This is a genomic window from Pseudomaricurvus sp. ABR4_320 (assembly GCF_056159445.1).
In genome coordinates this window covers 16,913-33,217 of the sequence record NZ_JBSWVF010000030.1, presented here as the reverse complement: position 1 = coordinate 33,217, position 16,305 = coordinate 16,913, and the positions used below count along the sequence as shown (strand labels likewise).

Sequence of the window (16,305 nt, the reverse complement as noted above, 5' to 3'; positions counted from 1 at the left end):
TCCCATTCTTACATCCAGATTTCACAATTATTTGACCCGAAGTGCCAACAAGCTATTGTACGCTTATCAACGGGATACCAGTGCCAACCTATTCCTATAAACCCGACGATTTGGCCAGTTTAAATGAATCGATAAAAGCCATTAGATTCCCGCCTAGCTACCCATATGTGTATGGGCCTCCATCAAGCCTAGTAGGATTGGGCTCAATGTACCTCCCCGACCTCGGATCACAATCCCTGTAGTAATTGTAGCAATACCCCGTGTCCAGATCTTCCTATCGACCCGGAACGTGAATTGGGGAATTCAACGGACAGATTACTGCGTTCTGAGTTTTTACCTAAAGTCTATTTGCCGGCGATTTTCGGATCAGTCGATATCGGTTTTTAGGAGAAATGGAATACCGAGCGGATGGTCCAATCCAGTGACCGTTCGTGATCACCTGCAGGATTATCCCGCGGGCTTACCTTGGCTCAACATCTAGGAGATAAAAAGTTACGATTTCAGGCGTTTGACGTGGACAAACTTGAGAAACGCGCCGCGATCAAAATTGGCAGGAAGAGAAAATTCGATTCCAATGTCAGGATCAATTTCTGCTTCAAGCTCGATCCATGAAGCCCTGACCGCTACGGTATTGTCATTTTCTACATCGCAGTGTGTCCACCATCAATGGTAAAAGACGCTCCCGTTGTGAAAGTCGATTCGTCCGACAACAGCCAGCGCACGGCGCTCGCGATCTCAGCGGGTTGCCCAAACCGATTCATTGGGTGAACTGCGGCAATAGCCGCTTCCAATCCAGGGTCCTGAGCCACGGCCGCAGAGAGCATTGGCGTTAACGTCGCACCAGGCAGAACAGCATTCAGTCGGATACCTTGTGTCGCATAATCTATAGCCGCAGCACGGGTCAACCCGAGCACGCCGGCCTTGGAGGCACAATACTCAGAACCGTTCGGTATACCGACATTCCCCGTTGTAGAAGAGATATTAACAATACTACCTCCACCGGTTTTTAACAGAGCGGCAATTTCGTATTTGTTGCAGAGGAAAAGGCCTCTCAGGTTGATAGAGTGACACAGATCCCACTCTTCGAGGCTGAGTTCGTGCAGGGGTTTTCCTCTCTGGGAAACTCCGGCGGCATTACACGCACCATCCAACCGCCCAAACTGATCCACAGCCGCTGCTACAGCGGCGCAGGCAGCTGTTTCGCTACACACGTCTGAGACACAACTCTGGGCGATTTGCCCTCGGCCTATAATGGTATCGACAGTCGCTTGGGCATTCTCCGTATGGATATCTGCGATGGTAACTTTGGCTCCGGATTCGGCCAGGAGAAAGCAAACTTCTCTACCGATGCCACTGCCACCTCCAGTGACTAGAATTGATTTTCCTTCTAAACCTTGCATGGTCTACAACTCCCTGATTCTCTCGTTAGACTTTTTAGGAAAAATTAGGACTGCTTTTTCACCACGCTTTCCTAGCGTCCCCTTATTTACCAACGACAACCTGGAGCACATTTGGTTGCAAAAACGCACAAAGAAACACCTGAACTCACTCGAATTCCAGAGGATGGATCAGATTAGAGGGACGCTAGGAGCAACACTGAGCACGTAGAGTGTAGACTTTTTTGAAGGATCGAAGATTATCCGACGCTCTGTGGATTCGTCAGGTAAGCTGAAACGACGAGCAAAGCCTCTGCGCTAAAGCAACTCCCTTGAGTTTGAGTTTGAGTTTGACTTAGGCTTTGGCACCGGCTCTTCGTTATTTTGCAGTTTCCACGCATCTAACTGTTTATAGTAAGTATCCCACACACAGGGGCAACAACTACCACCACCACAGCATTCATTGGGAGCCGGCTTTTCGGGTTTTTCGATTATTTCAGACATGGAACTATTTGTTTTTCACTACTGCTGTCGAGTCAGAGGCCATAAAATAGCACAAAAAACGCCCACAAGCACAGCTCTAGCGGCGCATTGAGGGGCTCTAGGGAACAATGGCATGTCTTTTAAGAAGCTGGCTATCAACACGAAATCCAGGACTATTTGGATTTCATCAATACCGACGCTCTTTTGATACAGAAAGTGGTAACCCTTTTTTTAGTGAGAACCGTCATTGATAAAGAACTTATTGAGAAGGGACATCTGAAAAGCTCTTTTTGACGCAAGTAAAATTAATCGCCCATGTAGATAGCTTTCTTTTTATATAGGATCATAATGCCAACGGGCAGTATTGACACACTCGAGGACTAAAGGTAGGAACTGGCCAAGGAAGATTACATAAGAAATAATAGTGTCTTCATTCCAATTTATGATACAAATCTGTCGATCAGGCTCTGCCATCTACTATTCTACTCAGCTCCTCATTTGGTCTTGCTGGCAGCCCACTTTCGCTAACAATAACAGAGGCTTATCATGCATCGCTTTATTCGCTCACTATTAATCACCGCAATAGCCACGCTCTCGACCATTACCTTTGCTCAGTCCTACAAAGGCTATACGCTAGATCCAGAAACAAACATTATTAGCGGGCATGGACTTGACTGGTTACGCTGGACTGAAACCAAAGGCCAATCCGTCAATGAAGCCCTAGAGAATTACCCGGGTTGGAGATTGGCATCGAATGCCGAAATGGCAGACTTATTCAATGAATTTCGAGGTCGATTTCGGTTCCAAAATTTGGAGGACTATCGTAATTTCCTGCCCCTGGCATTCGGACCGGGAGAAAATACCTATTCGCGGATTTTTGTAGAGCTCTTTGGGGCGACTAGCTCTACGACGGGTGGCGATATGGATCCTTACGATTACGCAATGTATGCCAAAGCTAAATTTGGGAACGATGCCGACAATGATGGTTTTATTCGTTACGCCACCATGTCCGACGACTATTCAACCAATGATCAAGAATACGACGGCTACGCCAGTTTTTCCCGAGATTTAATCAATAAAAACAATTCTCCTGGCTGGAGTGATGCTGGCATTGCTCTAGTAAGGGAAAGCCAACCTGGCAGCCATCTAATTAAGATTGGAAAACCTCTAAAAATATACCCTTCTCATAGGATCTTTGGTACAGGGCGTTCAGAAAATTCTCTGAATGGTGGCGCAATCGACGTATACAAAGGTAAATATTTTGATTCAACTTTTGCACCATTATCCATACGGCCGGTTACATACTCCATAAAGAACCGTAACGGTGGTTGGGTGACGAAGCACTATTTCGGTCAAGATGATTTTGTTGCAGGGACACCCATTACAGCCATAGCAAGCTCAGGGCTATATTCGGTGATGGGCGCACCAGCTGCTTACAATGATGCCGGTGAAGCCTATATTTTTTCCCGTGATAGCGATGGCTCCTGGTCAAATCAGTTGACAATTAACGCGAGTGGAAACGGAAGTTCAGCACCACAATTAGGGTATTCGGTCGATATTTCCGGAGAACGCATCGTTGTCTCTGCTCCCAGTGACAACTCATATGGCTACGAAAATTCAGGAAGCGTTTATTTTTATACCAAAATTGGCGACAGCTGGAGTCTTGTTTCTCACGTCGATCAAGATGCCGAAAGTTCAGCAAACAATCGATTTGGCTGGGCAACGGCCATATCTAATCGCGATGCATTGATTACCGCCGTTGGTGGCGTTAGTGGGAATTCTGGAAGCGCGTATTTCTACCACGAGAATAACCGCGGAATTTGGATGAAAAAGCAGCTTGTGACTCCCGAAAATTACGCTGCGGAGGATGGGTTTGGGCAAGCCGTAGCAATGGACGGAAGATATGCCTTTGTAAGCGCTCCTTTCAAATCCCTAAACGGTGCTCCCAATAGTGGTAATGTTCATGTTTATCGCAAAACGAATAACGGGAGCTGGGTGGAGCAACAGATTCTAAGTCATCCAGAATCTGTCGCATCGAGCCACTTTGGTGAAACGCTTGCAGTAGATGACGACACTCTGCTAGTCGGCTCTCCATTTTCTGGGCCAGACGGCGCTGTCTATGTCTACAAGCGTAATAGCAACGGATGGTGGGCACATGCGGCAACACTAGGCCTCATAGATCACTCTTATTTCAATGGCGACGCCCAGGGGATAGGAGGCGCCGTAAACTATCAAAATGTTGTTGCGACAAAGACGATTGCTGTCCATGGTGACGATGCAATAGTCTCTGCGCCGTTACATGACTATGTCTACCCAATGTCTTCCCGAATTATACCTCGAGTAGGTAGAATGTGGTCATACGATCTGAGCGTTATCGAATAACTAAACCGCTTTTTTTGGCGCCCACCACCCAATGAAATTGAGCCTTTCGTATACTGTTGGGTGAAGGGCTTTTGTTGAACATAGCAACCGGGATTATAGAGCGGACGCCATAGAAAGTACCCATAGAGAGTACTCAGTCGAGACAGTTGGTAAAATAGCCTTCTTCAACCGGCGAATCAGTTTGTCGCTTTCATTAGGTCATTGTTTGAGTATTTGGCCTATAAACCCCCGCATCCCTACAACCCGCGGAAGCTTGTAACCTCAAAGCTTTGCTTCATACAACCTGGCACATCTCAAGCAGCCTGCTGCTGGGCTTGATCTCTCACACGCATGGACGCATGCACTCGATCCAACTCATGATGAAAGGGCCGTAAACTGTCGCCACGCTTAAACGCCTCTTTGTATCCACCAATGATCGGACTGTATTCGTCCTCCACAATGATCCAGTAGAGGTTAGATGCATCCGAATACAACGTTGACGAAGAGCAACGTAATTCACGCTCGTATTCCATCGCAGCCATAACAGATAACAGCAACGTCAGCGACAAAAAGCAATTCCGGCGAAAGGCCAGTGTGGAATCGATTTCGTGCTCATTCATGGCCTGAGGGCAGTAGCGAAATGTAAAATCTCGGCGATCAGAGGTGTGACGCGAGACAGCATTATCCAAGCGTGCAGCAAACTCTGCGGTCGCCGCGATCATACTTTTGATATGGGCGATCTGCTTTTGTCGTGTTGAAAGCTGGGTGAGCTCATCCACCAGATCGCGAGCGCGAATCGTAAGAAACCGCACACCCTCGGGATTCCTCTGTACTTCAGCACAGAATTCGTTCTCAAGCGCCATACTGGTGTAAAGAGACAGGCGTCTGCGTAAGCGCGCCGCAAGAAATCGGTTTCTTACCTCGTGAAACATAAGGAACCCCTTCAAGTCAGGTATTCATCATCCCGAATGGTTTTTCGGAGATTTCACAATTGCCTGACTTCAGTTTAGTCAAAATCTCGACAAGCTGCCTGCAATTTGACCAACATGGACGATTTCGTTAATGAAGGGGTTTAAATGCTTACAAGGAAAAGAAATATTTACAGAAATTGTCTAACTACTGCACTTTAGTTTATTAGGGCGCACTAATACGCCAGATAACCTTACCCAAGAGCCAGCGGGGATTTATCTCACCCATTGCCAGTGTACTGGTGCTTGCAGAAAGGTTATCACCGGTAAGTACAAAGCTATGATCTGAATTTATCATAACAATCCGTTTAATGATAAGCCCTAATACCGGGTGCCCTACGGTCACAACATCGCCCCTGCGGAGTTGTCCAGAACGACAGCGCCAAACAAGGACATAATCGTCATTACAGTAGCTGGGGACCATACTGTCCCCACTCACTCGGTAGAGGCCAAAAGGCATTAGGATAATGTTGGGTAAACCACCAACTCTTCCGGCAGATAGGGGCATTTCGCCGTGTAGGTAGTTACACCCTTGGTCACCCAAAAGGCATCGGCGAACTCATTGATCAATGTCAGGAGCTTTTCGCCTTTGGCTCGCTCGATTCCCTGCTTACAGGCTGAGCCTGCCAGCATAATGTCGTGCACCAACTTGCTGGTATCAGGAAATTGATCAAATTGTGGCTGCTTGAAATAGTCACCCCAGATCACACGAACTTCATGCTTCGCCTTTTCAGCGTGAGTTTCTTTTTCACTGATTAACCGGCTGAGCTGAGCGCGATCGGCAAGGGAGTCTTTACCATCCAGCTCTGCAATAAGATCCATAAATCGAATGACACTCAACGCCGCTAGCTGCGCACTAATGGGGTCATATATTTTACAGGGGATATCACAGTGCGCTTGCACTGCCGGAACACCAGAAAATGCGTCTACTTTTTTGATCAGTCGATGCCACATGATTAGCGCCCCTCTTGCGACTTACGTTCAATCTTTTGCTTGCGGTTTTTCAGGGAATACACGATGACGCCCGCGACACCCAACACGGCGACCGCCAACAAGGCATGCAATGCTGGGCTCGACCAATGACTGTGATCATGCCCCGGATGAGCAACGGCAGTTGACCCCGCCGACATAGTGAACACGGCGGTCGCAATGCGACTGATAAAACGATTGGTCATTTGTTTTCCTCGAGTTATTGAAGACTTCCTTTGGGTAATTCTCTCGCCGTCAAGGCCAATAGGTCTCTGGCGTCAGAAGAGTCTATTTTGCGAACAGAAAAAGTATGCTCCAACTCTGTGCGCAGGCGCCGGATGCCGAAAGAAATCGTTTGCTGCACCGCCTCGTCATCATTGTGCGCCTTGTAATCCAATAGCACGTCGACCAACTGTCGATACGTGGACAACGCCGCTTGCGGCCTCGACTCCATAAAGTAAAGATCGGCCAAATTTTGATGGCTGACGATTAACGCGACCATACCTTCCTCATGGTCGACCCACAAAGGCAACAACTGTAACGATCGCTTGCAAGCAGAGAGATAACAGGACTCTGCCCTTTCCAGTCGATGACTGGCGTAGGCTTGATTGCCAGCAACAATTACGGCTTTCCATAGCTCCATGAACTGTCCTCCGTCGGTTGGGTTCCAGATTTCAAGGATTATGCGAGGAGCTAGGGCCGGCCCTTTATGAATCTCATCGCAGGTGCAATACCACAAAATAGCGAGTGATAATGGTAACGATTCTCAATATACTAAATTACATACGCCCTGAAAAGACTTCCCAGCGGGTGTTTTGATAAATTCCAAGGGTATAGGACAACGTAAAGCCATCCCAGAACGCGACACCACACGAGGAGGTACACGCCAGGTCACGGCTTGAGAAGTGACAGCACAACCAAGGTCAGCAGTCTACTGCAGTTTGAGATCCCCACAGCCCAACTGACTATAGTACAGGATAGTACGGTAGTGTACTTATCTGAAGTAAGTAATTTTTAATTATGCTAAAGGTTCATTTTCAGGATAGTTAATGGCTTTTTTGCATCATTATTTAAAACGAGTGTGAGATAAAAAGCCCACCAAAAACAACCACCCACAAAGATCTGCGAAAACGCAAACAAAGTCGCTATAAGAGTGAGACTACAATCGTTATTTTATTTAAATACCTTACCGATTTAGCACACCCGATCTACATCCCTGAATGGGATCTGATAAGCTTCGAACAACCAACTAAAAGAGACCTTGTTTTGGTTAAGTACGTTCGTTTCCGATCTAAACCATGTAAATATCGTGGTGGCCCTTTAGGCCACCAATTCGATTAATCAACAGATACCCACTGCGCCCCTGCAGCAGAACTCTCCACCGCTTTCGCAATAAAACGCATACCGCGCACGCCATCATCAACACTCGGGTAAACCTTAGCAGGCGCTTCACCGTTCAACAGCGCCCTAACGTCACTGATAAATGCGCCATAGATGTTCGCGAAGGCTTCCAGATACCCTTCCGGATGACCTCCCGGGGTCCGTGTTCCCGCTGCGGCGGCGTCACTTTTAAAGCTGACACCCGTGCGTAAGATCTGCCAGGGTTGTCCGGCCGGTTTAAAGATCAAGGTATTGGGTTCCTGCTGATGCCATTCCAACCCGCCTTTTGAGCCGTAAAGGCGAAGAGATAGATTGTTCTCCTCTCCGCAAGCGACCTGTGAGCAGACCAGAGTCCCTTTAGCACCACTCGCCATACGCAACAGCATGTTGGCATCATCATCGAGCTTTCGGCCATCAACAAAGGCAGTCAGATCTGCGCAGATCGACTGGATGTTGTCGCCACTGACGTATTCCAAAAGGTTTGCCGCATGGGAGCCTATATCACCGACACAACAACTGATGCCGGCACGCGCCGGGTCCAAGCGCCACTGGGCCTGTTTGGCGTCAGGGTCATTTTCTACCGGATCCATCAACCAATCTTGCTGATATTCCACCATGACCTTGCGCAAATCGCCCAGCAAGCCATCGTCGACCATCTGCCGAGCTTCTTTTATCGCTGGATAGCCCGTGTAGGTATGAGTCAACCCAAACAACACGCCGCTCTCTTTGGCGACGATCGCAAGCTGCTCGGCCTCTTCTAACGTAAAGGCCAGAGGCTTATCACACATCACGTGAATGCCGGCATTTAAAAACGCGGTCGCTGACGGTGCATGCAGATGATTCGGTGTGACGATAATGACAAAGTCGATACCGTCTTCCCGAGCCGACTCATCCTGGGCCATGGTCTCAAAGCTGTCGTACCAGCGCTGCATAAACCAGTCTTCCGCGCTGGCCTGGGCGGTTTCTGGCGAGGAAGACATGGCGCCCGCGACCAGTTCAACCTGACCATCCAGTTCCGCAGCAATCCGATGGACAACGCCGATAAAAGCCCCGCGGCCGCCACCGACGATACCGGCTCTAAGCCGCCTAGCGCCGCCCGTGGTTTGACGTGAAATTTCCATAATATTTTCCGTTGTTCGTTAAGAGCGATAAGATTTGCGCCCAAATCCCTGCACAGGAATCTCGAGGGCAGGCATAAGTTCATTTTGCATGGCATACATGGCAGCAGCAGCTTCATCGATGGCTCGACAAAAATCGACAGAGCCTTTTAACAAAGGCGCTAATTTGGACTTATCTTGGATGCGAGCCGGTGGGTATTCATGCTCAACGACCAGATAGGTTTTTGAAATATCAATGTCGAGCAGTTCGCGCGCCGCCAATTGATGATCCAGCCAATCGACGCTACGGTTTTGCAAATAGGCAAGCGGATCATGGCGCGCAGTGCCGGGTAATTCGTGCTCGCAGACGACAGTCTGCTTTTTCCACGCATTGACTTGGTCGGCAGGATTCGGCGATGGCTTACCATCCACCCAATCGCCCCGCTCCATGGTTTGACCGCCGTAACCCCAAGCGGAAACACCCACACTGTCCACGACCTGGCCTTTCACATGAAAGCCCTCGATCAGGAACCCGTAACCTTCGTCTTTCAGATACTGAAAAATCGAGCGCGTATCCTGCCCCATTAATACGGCGTGCGAGGGGTCGTAATGAATACGGAATTGATCGCCCACGCCGTGTTTTTCACAAATTCTGTGCAGCGCAATCCAAGGGCCTGGCGCATAGGCAATGTTATTATGGAACAGATCCGTCGTATTCCAGCCGGGCATCGGACACTGCTCTACCCGAAAGGATAAACCCCGCGCTTTAGCTTCTTTAAGCAAGGGAATAAACACCTCTTCAAACATGATGAGGTTTTGGTCCATCGACAACGTTGGATTGCGACCGACAAATCCACACACGGCACCAGCATCCAACATTTCAGCCGCGTCAAACACTCGCAGCATAAATTCGTGTTTTTTGTTTCTGGCTTGAGTGTCTTCTGCCAGCATATTGTCAAAATAACCCAGGTCTGAAAATCCGACACCGGTTGTGGTCATCGCCGCTTGTACACGATTCGCACGCTCGGCATTGAACGGTTTACGCAAATCTAACGTGTTGGCAACTGGGTCGAGCATGGCTTCGGCGGGAACATCACTCTCATCCGGATGCAACGCAGCTGACAGTTGAACATAGGGCGATCCAATGTCTTTGGCAAAGGCCAACCATTCCTCGATCGCAAGATCCGGGTCGGCATCCCGTAACTCTCTGGGCGTAAGCTCTTGAAGAGCTGCAGTCAATACACTGAGCTTCATGTGCTTTGGCGAATAACTAAGGGCCATAAATCTGCTCCGTTTTAGCTGTTGTAATGGGTATTAGCGTGCGCACCTAGGCGACAAGGGCGCACGACATTAATTAAAGAGGTTAAATCATGCCGTCATTCAGTTGTGTGACGGCATAATCCACGGCTCTTGCTGTCAGAGCCATAAACGTCAGAGATGGATTAACACTGGATGCCGACGCCATACTCGCACCATCGGTGACAAAGACATTGGGCACATCGTGAACCTGATTCCAACCATTCAGGATCGACTCGCTCGGATCATGGCCCATGCGTGCCGTTCCCATCTCATGAATGGCCGCACCGCCTGGTAGCTCTCCATGCCAGCTCACAACATTCGTTGCTCCGGCCTTTTCGAGCATTTCTTTGCCCTGGCTTAAAATATCCTCAGCCATCTTTTTCTCATTGTCGTGCCAGGCAAAATGAAACTTAATTTGAGGAATGCCATAGCGGTCTTTTTCGCTTTCAACAAGCTCCATTCGGTTATCGTGATACGGCAAGCATTCACCAAAACCCAGCAACGTCATATTCCAGGGACCCGGCTTGCGTAAGCCGTTTTTAAAGTCTGCCCCAAAGCCTGGCGTGGATAGCGCCTGCGACGTCAGACCTGATCGACCAGCAGAACCCTGGAAGTTGTAACCGCGGACAAAATCAACCTCTTGCTGACGATCAACGTTACGGAAGCGCGGTACATAAATACCATTTGGTCGATTGCCAAATTCCACTTTGTCATCGTACAGTCCTGGGTAGCTACCGATGATCACATTGGCATAGGTGTGATCCATCAAATAATGTCCCAACACACCACTGCGATTCCCCAAGCCCGTTGGAAAGCTCTCCGATTTAGAGTTCATCAAGATTTGAGTACTGCCGATGGTCGACGCGCAAAGGAAAACCATTTTTCCCGAATAGGTGGTGCGCTCAAGCGTATTCGCATCGATTACCTTAACGCCACTGGCCTTTTTGGTTTTTGGATCATACTCTACGCTTTCAACCACACAGTCTGATAGTAGTGTTAAATTACCGGTTGCCCGGGCGGCCGGAAGCGTTGAGCTTTGTGTGGAAAAATATGCACCCGCCGAACATCCACGATGACAGGGGCCACAATAGTGGCAAGGCGCCCTACCGTTATGAGGTTGGGTTAACATAGCGACACGGCCAATCGTCATCATGCGATCGTCATAATTGTTTTCGAGTCGCTTTTTAAATTCCTTCTCAACGCAATTCATTTTCATCGGTGGCAAAAATTCGCTATCCGGCAGTTGCGGTAAGTTTTCTGCCTGCCCACTGACACCGATAAACTTTTCAACATAGCTGTACCAGGGCGCAATGTCTTTGTAGCGGATCGGCCAATCGTTACCATGGCCATCACGCTTGTTCGCTTCGAAGTCCAAATCGCTCCAGCGGTAAACCTGACGCCCCCACAACAACGATTTACCACCGACGACGCCTGCGCGAAACCACAAAAAGTCTTTGCCCTGATTGATGTATGGATTGAGTCGATCGTTGTTGTAAAAATGACGTGTCGTCTCGCCAAACGCGTATTGCTGGCTCTGTACGGGATAGTCCTCTGCATAGAGATCCCGTAAAGGTTTGCCGCGAAAGGGAAGATCCCAGGGCGCTTTGTGTTCGCCGGCGTAATCTTTACCGTGCTCAACCATACGGCCCCGATCCAGCATTAGTACTTTCAAGCCTTTTTCGGTAAGTTCTTTCGCCGCCCAGCCACCGGTTACGCCAGTGCCCACGACAATGGCGTCAAACTGTGTATTATTTTCCATAGTTTTTTATCGTCTCGTCGTTTATCAGGAAGTCCAGCGCCGGCCAACTTTGGCGTAATCAAAATCGCCGTCGTAGTAGCCGGGCATCGGCTGGTAAACCAGCTCCTCTTTCGCGCCGATTTCTGAGGTGTAGAAGCCGATGACGACAAGTTCTTTCAACTTACTGAAAAACGGCACTCTGGGATCTGGCTTACCAAAAAATGGATTCGCGTCAGGATCGCTGTTTTCTTTTAAGAACTGCATGGATTGCTGCTCAAGAAATTTCAACGCTTGAGTTTGCGTTTCTTCCTTGGCATCCAGGAACCCAACGGAATCCCGTTCCTGACAAAAGTGATCGAGATCGTTAAACCCCTGAAAAAAGACACCTCGCTCAAGATCGTCATACCAGTCACTCACCATGGTGCCAATAAACTGGGGAACCCCCGCCTTAACGGCGCCTGGCGAATCCGTTGTGGGGATAATCATCTCTGACAGAATGGCGATGATCTTCTCTTGTTCCACATTGAAGATTAATGCAGCATTGCCGGGATTGATCGGCTCGGCAGCCAATACCGCTCTGGCAACACTGGCACTGATGCCGGTTCCAAGTATTAACGACGAAATTCTTAACAGGTCACGACGATGCATCGTTGTCTATTTCCTCCTGTGAAGCTTCTTTAGCGCTAGCGCTCAAAAAAGCCGATGTGACAGACTCAAGACGGCGACTGGATGGTGGTAAACGCTCAACGGCGACACAACAAAGTGTGTGCCTCCGTGACGACCCGACCCTTTAAAATTATTGTGTTTCTGTGTTGTTTTGACACTGACTAGCCCCTTCGCCCATGGCCCAGGTCAGACCATCGCGAAGTAAAATCAGTGTTTCCGGTAAATTGTAGACTTGCTGACGATGGCCGATGCCGGAGTAAAACGCCTGACCATTACCGACGCAACGTGTCCAGGCAATTGGGTGATCATCCCCCATGTGCAGATCTCGGTTAAACAGATTACCTGGGTCGTAGCTGGACTCGTCCAGAGTCGCGACCACTGAGGCACCGGTTTTTCGAGGGCTCTCGGCAAAGGAATACCATTCGTCTTTCATTGACCAGCCCGGACTCAGGTTGCTCGCAATGGACGACGGCGTTTTTTCAACCGCTAGGGACGCCGTTTGAAATTGTGGCTCCATTGGATGGCCGATAAACTGCGCTCCCAAAAGAGTTTTTGAATACCAATCCCAATAGTAAGAAGGGTCACCACCAGAACCGTGAATACCGACGTAAGCGCCGCCCTGTTCGATATACGCTTTAAACGCTTCCCGTTGCGACAGCGTCAGAACGTCGCCACTGTTATTGTTCCAGACCACCGCGTTAAATTGACTCAGGATTTCTGGCGTAAACGCGCCCCCACTGCTGGTAACAGCAACTCCCCAGCCCTGCTGTTCCGCCAGCGCAGAGACTGCGGCCGTCGCCGCCGTCACCGACGGGCCATGGTCAAAGCCATTGACCTTGTCAAAGATCAGCAGACGCTTTTCCCCCTCGGGGATGTCCATCTCGGTAAGGTCCTGATCGTAACGCCGACAGCGTAAACGTCGATCTTCGTCGGTAATCGGTAGCTTTTTGAGATCGTCATTCAGTGCCGCGAGAACATCTGCCGACGCCCCTTGCATGTTCAGAACCGTTTGTGTGGAGACAATGGCGCCAAACGCCGGTGCTTCGGTATCCAGAAAAATCGGAGGCGCTTTTACCGCAACTTCCGGAAGATATTTTTCGACCAGAGCTTTTGCGGGCGGACTTAATAGAACGTCGAGAAACGGTGATTCCAATGAGAACGGCATTTCCCGCAATGGGCAATCCAAAAAATCTTCAGCGAATACGGGGGTTGTCAGACCGGTCGCAAACAGACCGGACAGAATCGTTCGGTGTAATCGGGTAAGGGCTTTCACAAGGCGCCTCCAACAGTTATGAGGCCAACAAGGGTGCGAGCCCCCGGGCATTCATTGTTCATATCGTTCTTTATTTGCTCAATTATTATTAACTGCCGTAAGGCACTTTGTCGCGGCTGTTAATTTAGCGCCGCCGCCAACTACTCCGCTAGCACAAAAAAAGGTAGAATCTGGATAAATTCGGCGTCTTATAATTCTCTTGGCCTTATGTCACCTATGGATACCCCTCTTACCGCATCTTCGCTGTTAGATCGGACAGATCAGCGCGTCTTATTGCGCAGTTACGACCTGCTCACCGACACGTTATTTTGGATAAAGGATGAGGAAAGCCGAATCGTCCACGCCAACCAGTGCTTTGTTCGCCAATTCGGCGCCGACGACTTGACCGATTTACTGGGTAAAAATGACTATGATTTTTCGCCAGCAACCATGGCAAAACAATTTATCGAAGATGATCGAAAAGTCATTCAGGGTAAGCCGGTCTTTAATCGGATTGAATTGAATATTCTCCGCTCGGGAGAGATTGGCTGGTTTGAGACAAGTAAATTGCCACTGCTTGACAACAATGGCGACATTATCGGCACCTTTGGCCTGTCGCGGCGGCGGGATCGAAGCCGCATACCGCTGATTGCTGTAGAACAGCTGGAAACGTCGTTTGCGTTTATTCGCAGCCGCTTTACTCACGATATTTCTGTCGCGGAATTGGCAGAACATTCGCACCTTTCGATCAGCGCTTTAGAGCGTCGTTTTAAACGCTACCTAAACCAATCACCCAAACAGTTTATCAATTCCATTCGCCTGCATTACGCAAAACACCTGCTCACTCAGGACAACGATTCCATCGCAAACATTGCGACAGCCTCAGGGTTTTCGGATCCGAATTATTTTACGCGACTCTTCTCGAACACCTTTGGATGTTCACCACGAGAATTTCGGAGTCGGCCGAGCTAACGAGCAATCATTTTACTCGGGGAAATGCGCTCCTTCATTATTCAAGGGGGCGTTTTAGAAACTCTCTCTTATACTCACTCCCCTCCTTGGATTAAAAATGCTCCTGCGCCCCATTCTCAAGCCACGGAAAGTAAGGTTTACCCTCTTTTATCATTTTCATTTTTAGCGGCGTATCAGGAAAGATGCCGTTATAGATATCCTTACGATTGGGTTCAACCTGCCATTTGCTTGGAAAGCTGGCGGCTTTGGGACCGTCTTTATCACGCAGATTCATACCCTCTGCCAGACGTGCATGAAACGGCACACTGTGATGACCGCTATTGCTCTCAAGTTGGGCATACAGTGCTTTTCTCAACGCAATCACATCCTCATAGTAGTCCGGATCCTGAATGAGATTGTGCATCTCTTCGGGATCATTCTCGACATCGTACAGCTCTTCAATGTCCCAAATACCGTGATACTGAATGTACTTTAACGGCCCCCGCTCGATGGCAAAGGTGGTCGGCGTCATCGGAAAAGACCATTCCCAATAATATTCGTAAATAAAATCGGGCTCGCCCCATTCGGCAAGGGACTGGGTTTCTGCTGCGACCGGCAGAAAACTTTTTCCTTCAAAGTGCTCTGGCTGAGACGCGCCAGCCAAATCCAGGAACGTGGGCGCAAGATCCAGATTTCTTACCCTCGCGTCATTGATTCTGGCTTTGGGAAGCAACCCCGGCGCCGAAACGACCATAGGAACCCGTACCGACCCTTCGTAGGCATTGCGCTTATCGATTAGGCCATGGTCGCCAATGAGATAACCATTATCACTGTAAAAAACCACCATGGTGTTCTCGGTAAGGCCCTGCTCTGCCAGGTACTGACGCAGACGCCCAAGGCTGTCATCGACCGATGATAGAATCCCATAATAGTCTTTGAGGTAATCCGTCATTTTACGATCACTGGCGTAAAAGAAGTCGATACCGTGCCAGCTATTGCGCTGATTTTGCACCCACATGGGTTTCCCTGCACGGTTCGCGGGGGTATCAGCGGCGCTGGCAGGCAGTTCAAACTGGGTCTCGGCATATTGGTTTTTATGTCGAGGCGCGGGTTTGGCATCCGAATGAACCGCCTTGTGGCTGAGATACAGAAAAAATGGTTTGTTCTGATCTCGACCATGCGCTAACCAATCCATCGCATAATCGGTCAGTTCATCGGTGATATAGCCCTGCTGGGGAACATGCTCACCGTCCACGTTCAACTGATTAACCATGCCCGCAGAAATCTGTTCTGGGGTTAAGTAATCCTGTGGGTAATAGGCGCCCTGGCCGGGAAAACTCACCCAGCGGTCAAAGCCGTCACGAGGGGCATCTGTCGCATCACCCATGTGCCACTTGCCGAAAAAACCCATCTCGTAGCCCGCCTCTTGTAAATATTTGGGGAAGAAGACCAAGCCGTCTTCCTTACTGTTGTTGTTATCGACAACTCCGTGATTGCGAGTAGTCTGGCCAGTCAAAATGGTAGCGCGACTAGGAGAACACAGCGAAGAGGTCACCACGGCATTGGGAAAATAAACCCCGTCATTCGCCAGGCTATCGATGTTGGGCGTACTGATCTTCTCTTGCAAAAACCCCATGCCGTCATATCGAAGATCATCCACCAACACAAAAACGATATTCATGGGCGGTTTAGACTCCGCACCTGCAGCGCTAGAGGTAAAAACAATGAAGAAACCGATGAGCAAAGCAATGCGGTTATAAGCGTT

The 16,305-nt window shown here is 49.2% G+C and carries 15 protein-coding genes; 2 read left to right on the top strand and 13 right to left on the bottom strand.

Annotation, left to right across the window (positions count from 1 at the left end):
- Window positions 1-641: 641 nt before the first annotated feature.
- Together ACXAFR_RS26310 and ACXAFR_RS26305 are read right to left on the bottom strand one after the other, a co-directional pair.
- Complete coding sequence (locus ACXAFR_RS26310; RefSeq protein WP_475182900.1) at window positions 642-1,400, bottom strand: SDR family NAD(P)-dependent oxidoreductase; 759 nt, start codon at window positions 1,398-1,400, stop codon at window positions 642-644.
- Between the two features lie 294 nt (window positions 1,401-1,694).
- Window positions 1,695-1,880 carry an oxidoreductase-like domain-containing protein gene (locus tag ACXAFR_RS26305; protein ID WP_475182898.1) on the bottom strand — a complete coding sequence of 62 codons (186 nt, stop codon included), beginning with the start codon at window positions 1,878-1,880 and terminating at the stop codon, window positions 1,695-1,697.
- 525 nt (window positions 1,881-2,405) lie between these two features.
- On the opposite strand from ACXAFR_RS26305, the gene ACXAFR_RS26300 reads away from it, so the two are divergent.
- Window positions 2,406-4,241 carry an FG-GAP repeat protein gene (locus tag ACXAFR_RS26300; protein ID WP_475182897.1) on the top strand — a complete coding sequence of 612 codons (1,836 nt, stop codon included), beginning with the start codon at window positions 2,406-2,408 and terminating at the stop codon, window positions 4,239-4,241.
- Between the two features lie 293 nt (window positions 4,242-4,534).
- Here ACXAFR_RS26300 and ACXAFR_RS26295 read toward each other — a convergent pair whose 3' ends face one another.
- The 10 genes from ACXAFR_RS26295 to ACXAFR_RS26250 form a co-directional block, all read right to left on the bottom strand.
- Window positions 4,535-5,152, bottom strand: coding sequence for a hypothetical protein (locus tag ACXAFR_RS26295; protein ID WP_475182895.1), 618 nt, complete (start codon window positions 5,150-5,152; stop codon window positions 4,535-4,537).
- 202 nt (window positions 5,153-5,354) lie between these two features.
- Window positions 5,355-5,648: a S24/S26 family peptidase gene (locus ACXAFR_RS26290; protein ID WP_475182892.1), complete on the bottom strand. Its 294-nt coding sequence runs from the start codon at window positions 5,646-5,648 to the stop codon at window positions 5,355-5,357.
- A complete protein-coding gene (gene sodN, locus ACXAFR_RS26285) occupies window positions 5,648-6,142 on the bottom strand; it encodes a superoxide dismutase, Ni (RefSeq protein WP_475182890.1) in 495 nt (164 codons plus the stop codon). The genes ACXAFR_RS26290 and sodN overlap by 1 nt, the downstream gene beginning before the upstream one ends.
- Before the next feature lie 2 nt (window positions 6,143-6,144).
- On the bottom strand, window positions 6,145-6,363 hold the full coding sequence (locus ACXAFR_RS26280) for a hypothetical protein (protein WP_475182889.1): 219 nt from the start codon (window positions 6,361-6,363) through the stop codon (window positions 6,145-6,147).
- 14 nt (window positions 6,364-6,377) lie between these two features.
- Window positions 6,378-6,800, bottom strand: coding sequence for a hypothetical protein (locus ACXAFR_RS26275; RefSeq protein WP_475182886.1), 423 nt, complete (start codon window positions 6,798-6,800; stop codon window positions 6,378-6,380).
- A gap of 694 nt (window positions 6,801-7,494) precedes the next feature.
- Window positions 7,495-8,658: a Gfo/Idh/MocA family protein gene (locus ACXAFR_RS26270; protein WP_475182884.1), complete on the bottom strand. Its 1,164-nt coding sequence runs from the start codon at window positions 8,656-8,658 to the stop codon at window positions 7,495-7,497.
- Window positions 8,659-8,676: 18 nt separating this feature from the next.
- Complete coding sequence (locus tag ACXAFR_RS26265) at window positions 8,677-9,915, bottom strand: sugar phosphate isomerase/epimerase family protein (RefSeq protein WP_475182882.1); 1,239 nt, start codon at window positions 9,913-9,915, stop codon at window positions 8,677-8,679.
- An 82-nt stretch (window positions 9,916-9,997) separates the two neighbouring features.
- Window positions 9,998-11,692, bottom strand: a complete 1,695-nt coding sequence (locus ACXAFR_RS26260) for a GMC oxidoreductase (RefSeq protein WP_475182880.1) — start codon at window positions 11,690-11,692, stop codon at window positions 9,998-10,000.
- Window positions 11,693-11,716: 24 nt separating this feature from the next.
- Window positions 11,717-12,319, bottom strand: coding sequence for a gluconate 2-dehydrogenase subunit 3 family protein (locus tag ACXAFR_RS26255; RefSeq protein ID WP_475182878.1), 603 nt, complete (start codon window positions 12,317-12,319; stop codon window positions 11,717-11,719).
- Between the two features lie 148 nt (window positions 12,320-12,467).
- The gene (locus tag ACXAFR_RS26250) at window positions 12,468-13,610 is read right to left on the bottom strand and encodes a ThuA domain-containing protein (protein ID WP_475182877.1); all 1,143 of its coding nucleotides are present in this window, start codon (window positions 13,608-13,610) and stop codon (window positions 12,468-12,470) included.
- Window positions 13,611-13,826: 216 nt separating this feature from the next.
- Between ACXAFR_RS26250 and ACXAFR_RS26245 the strand changes: the two genes are divergently transcribed.
- Window positions 13,827-14,561: a PAS domain-containing protein gene (locus ACXAFR_RS26245; protein WP_475182875.1), complete on the top strand. Its 735-nt coding sequence runs from the start codon at window positions 13,827-13,829 to the stop codon at window positions 14,559-14,561.
- Between the two features lie 91 nt (window positions 14,562-14,652).
- Here the strand turns inward: ACXAFR_RS26245 and ACXAFR_RS26240 are convergent, their stop codons facing one another.
- Complete coding sequence (locus ACXAFR_RS26240) at window positions 14,653-16,221, bottom strand: sulfatase family protein (RefSeq protein WP_475182873.1); 1,569 nt, start codon at window positions 16,219-16,221, stop codon at window positions 14,653-14,655.
- Window positions 16,222-16,305: the final 84 nt, after the last annotated feature.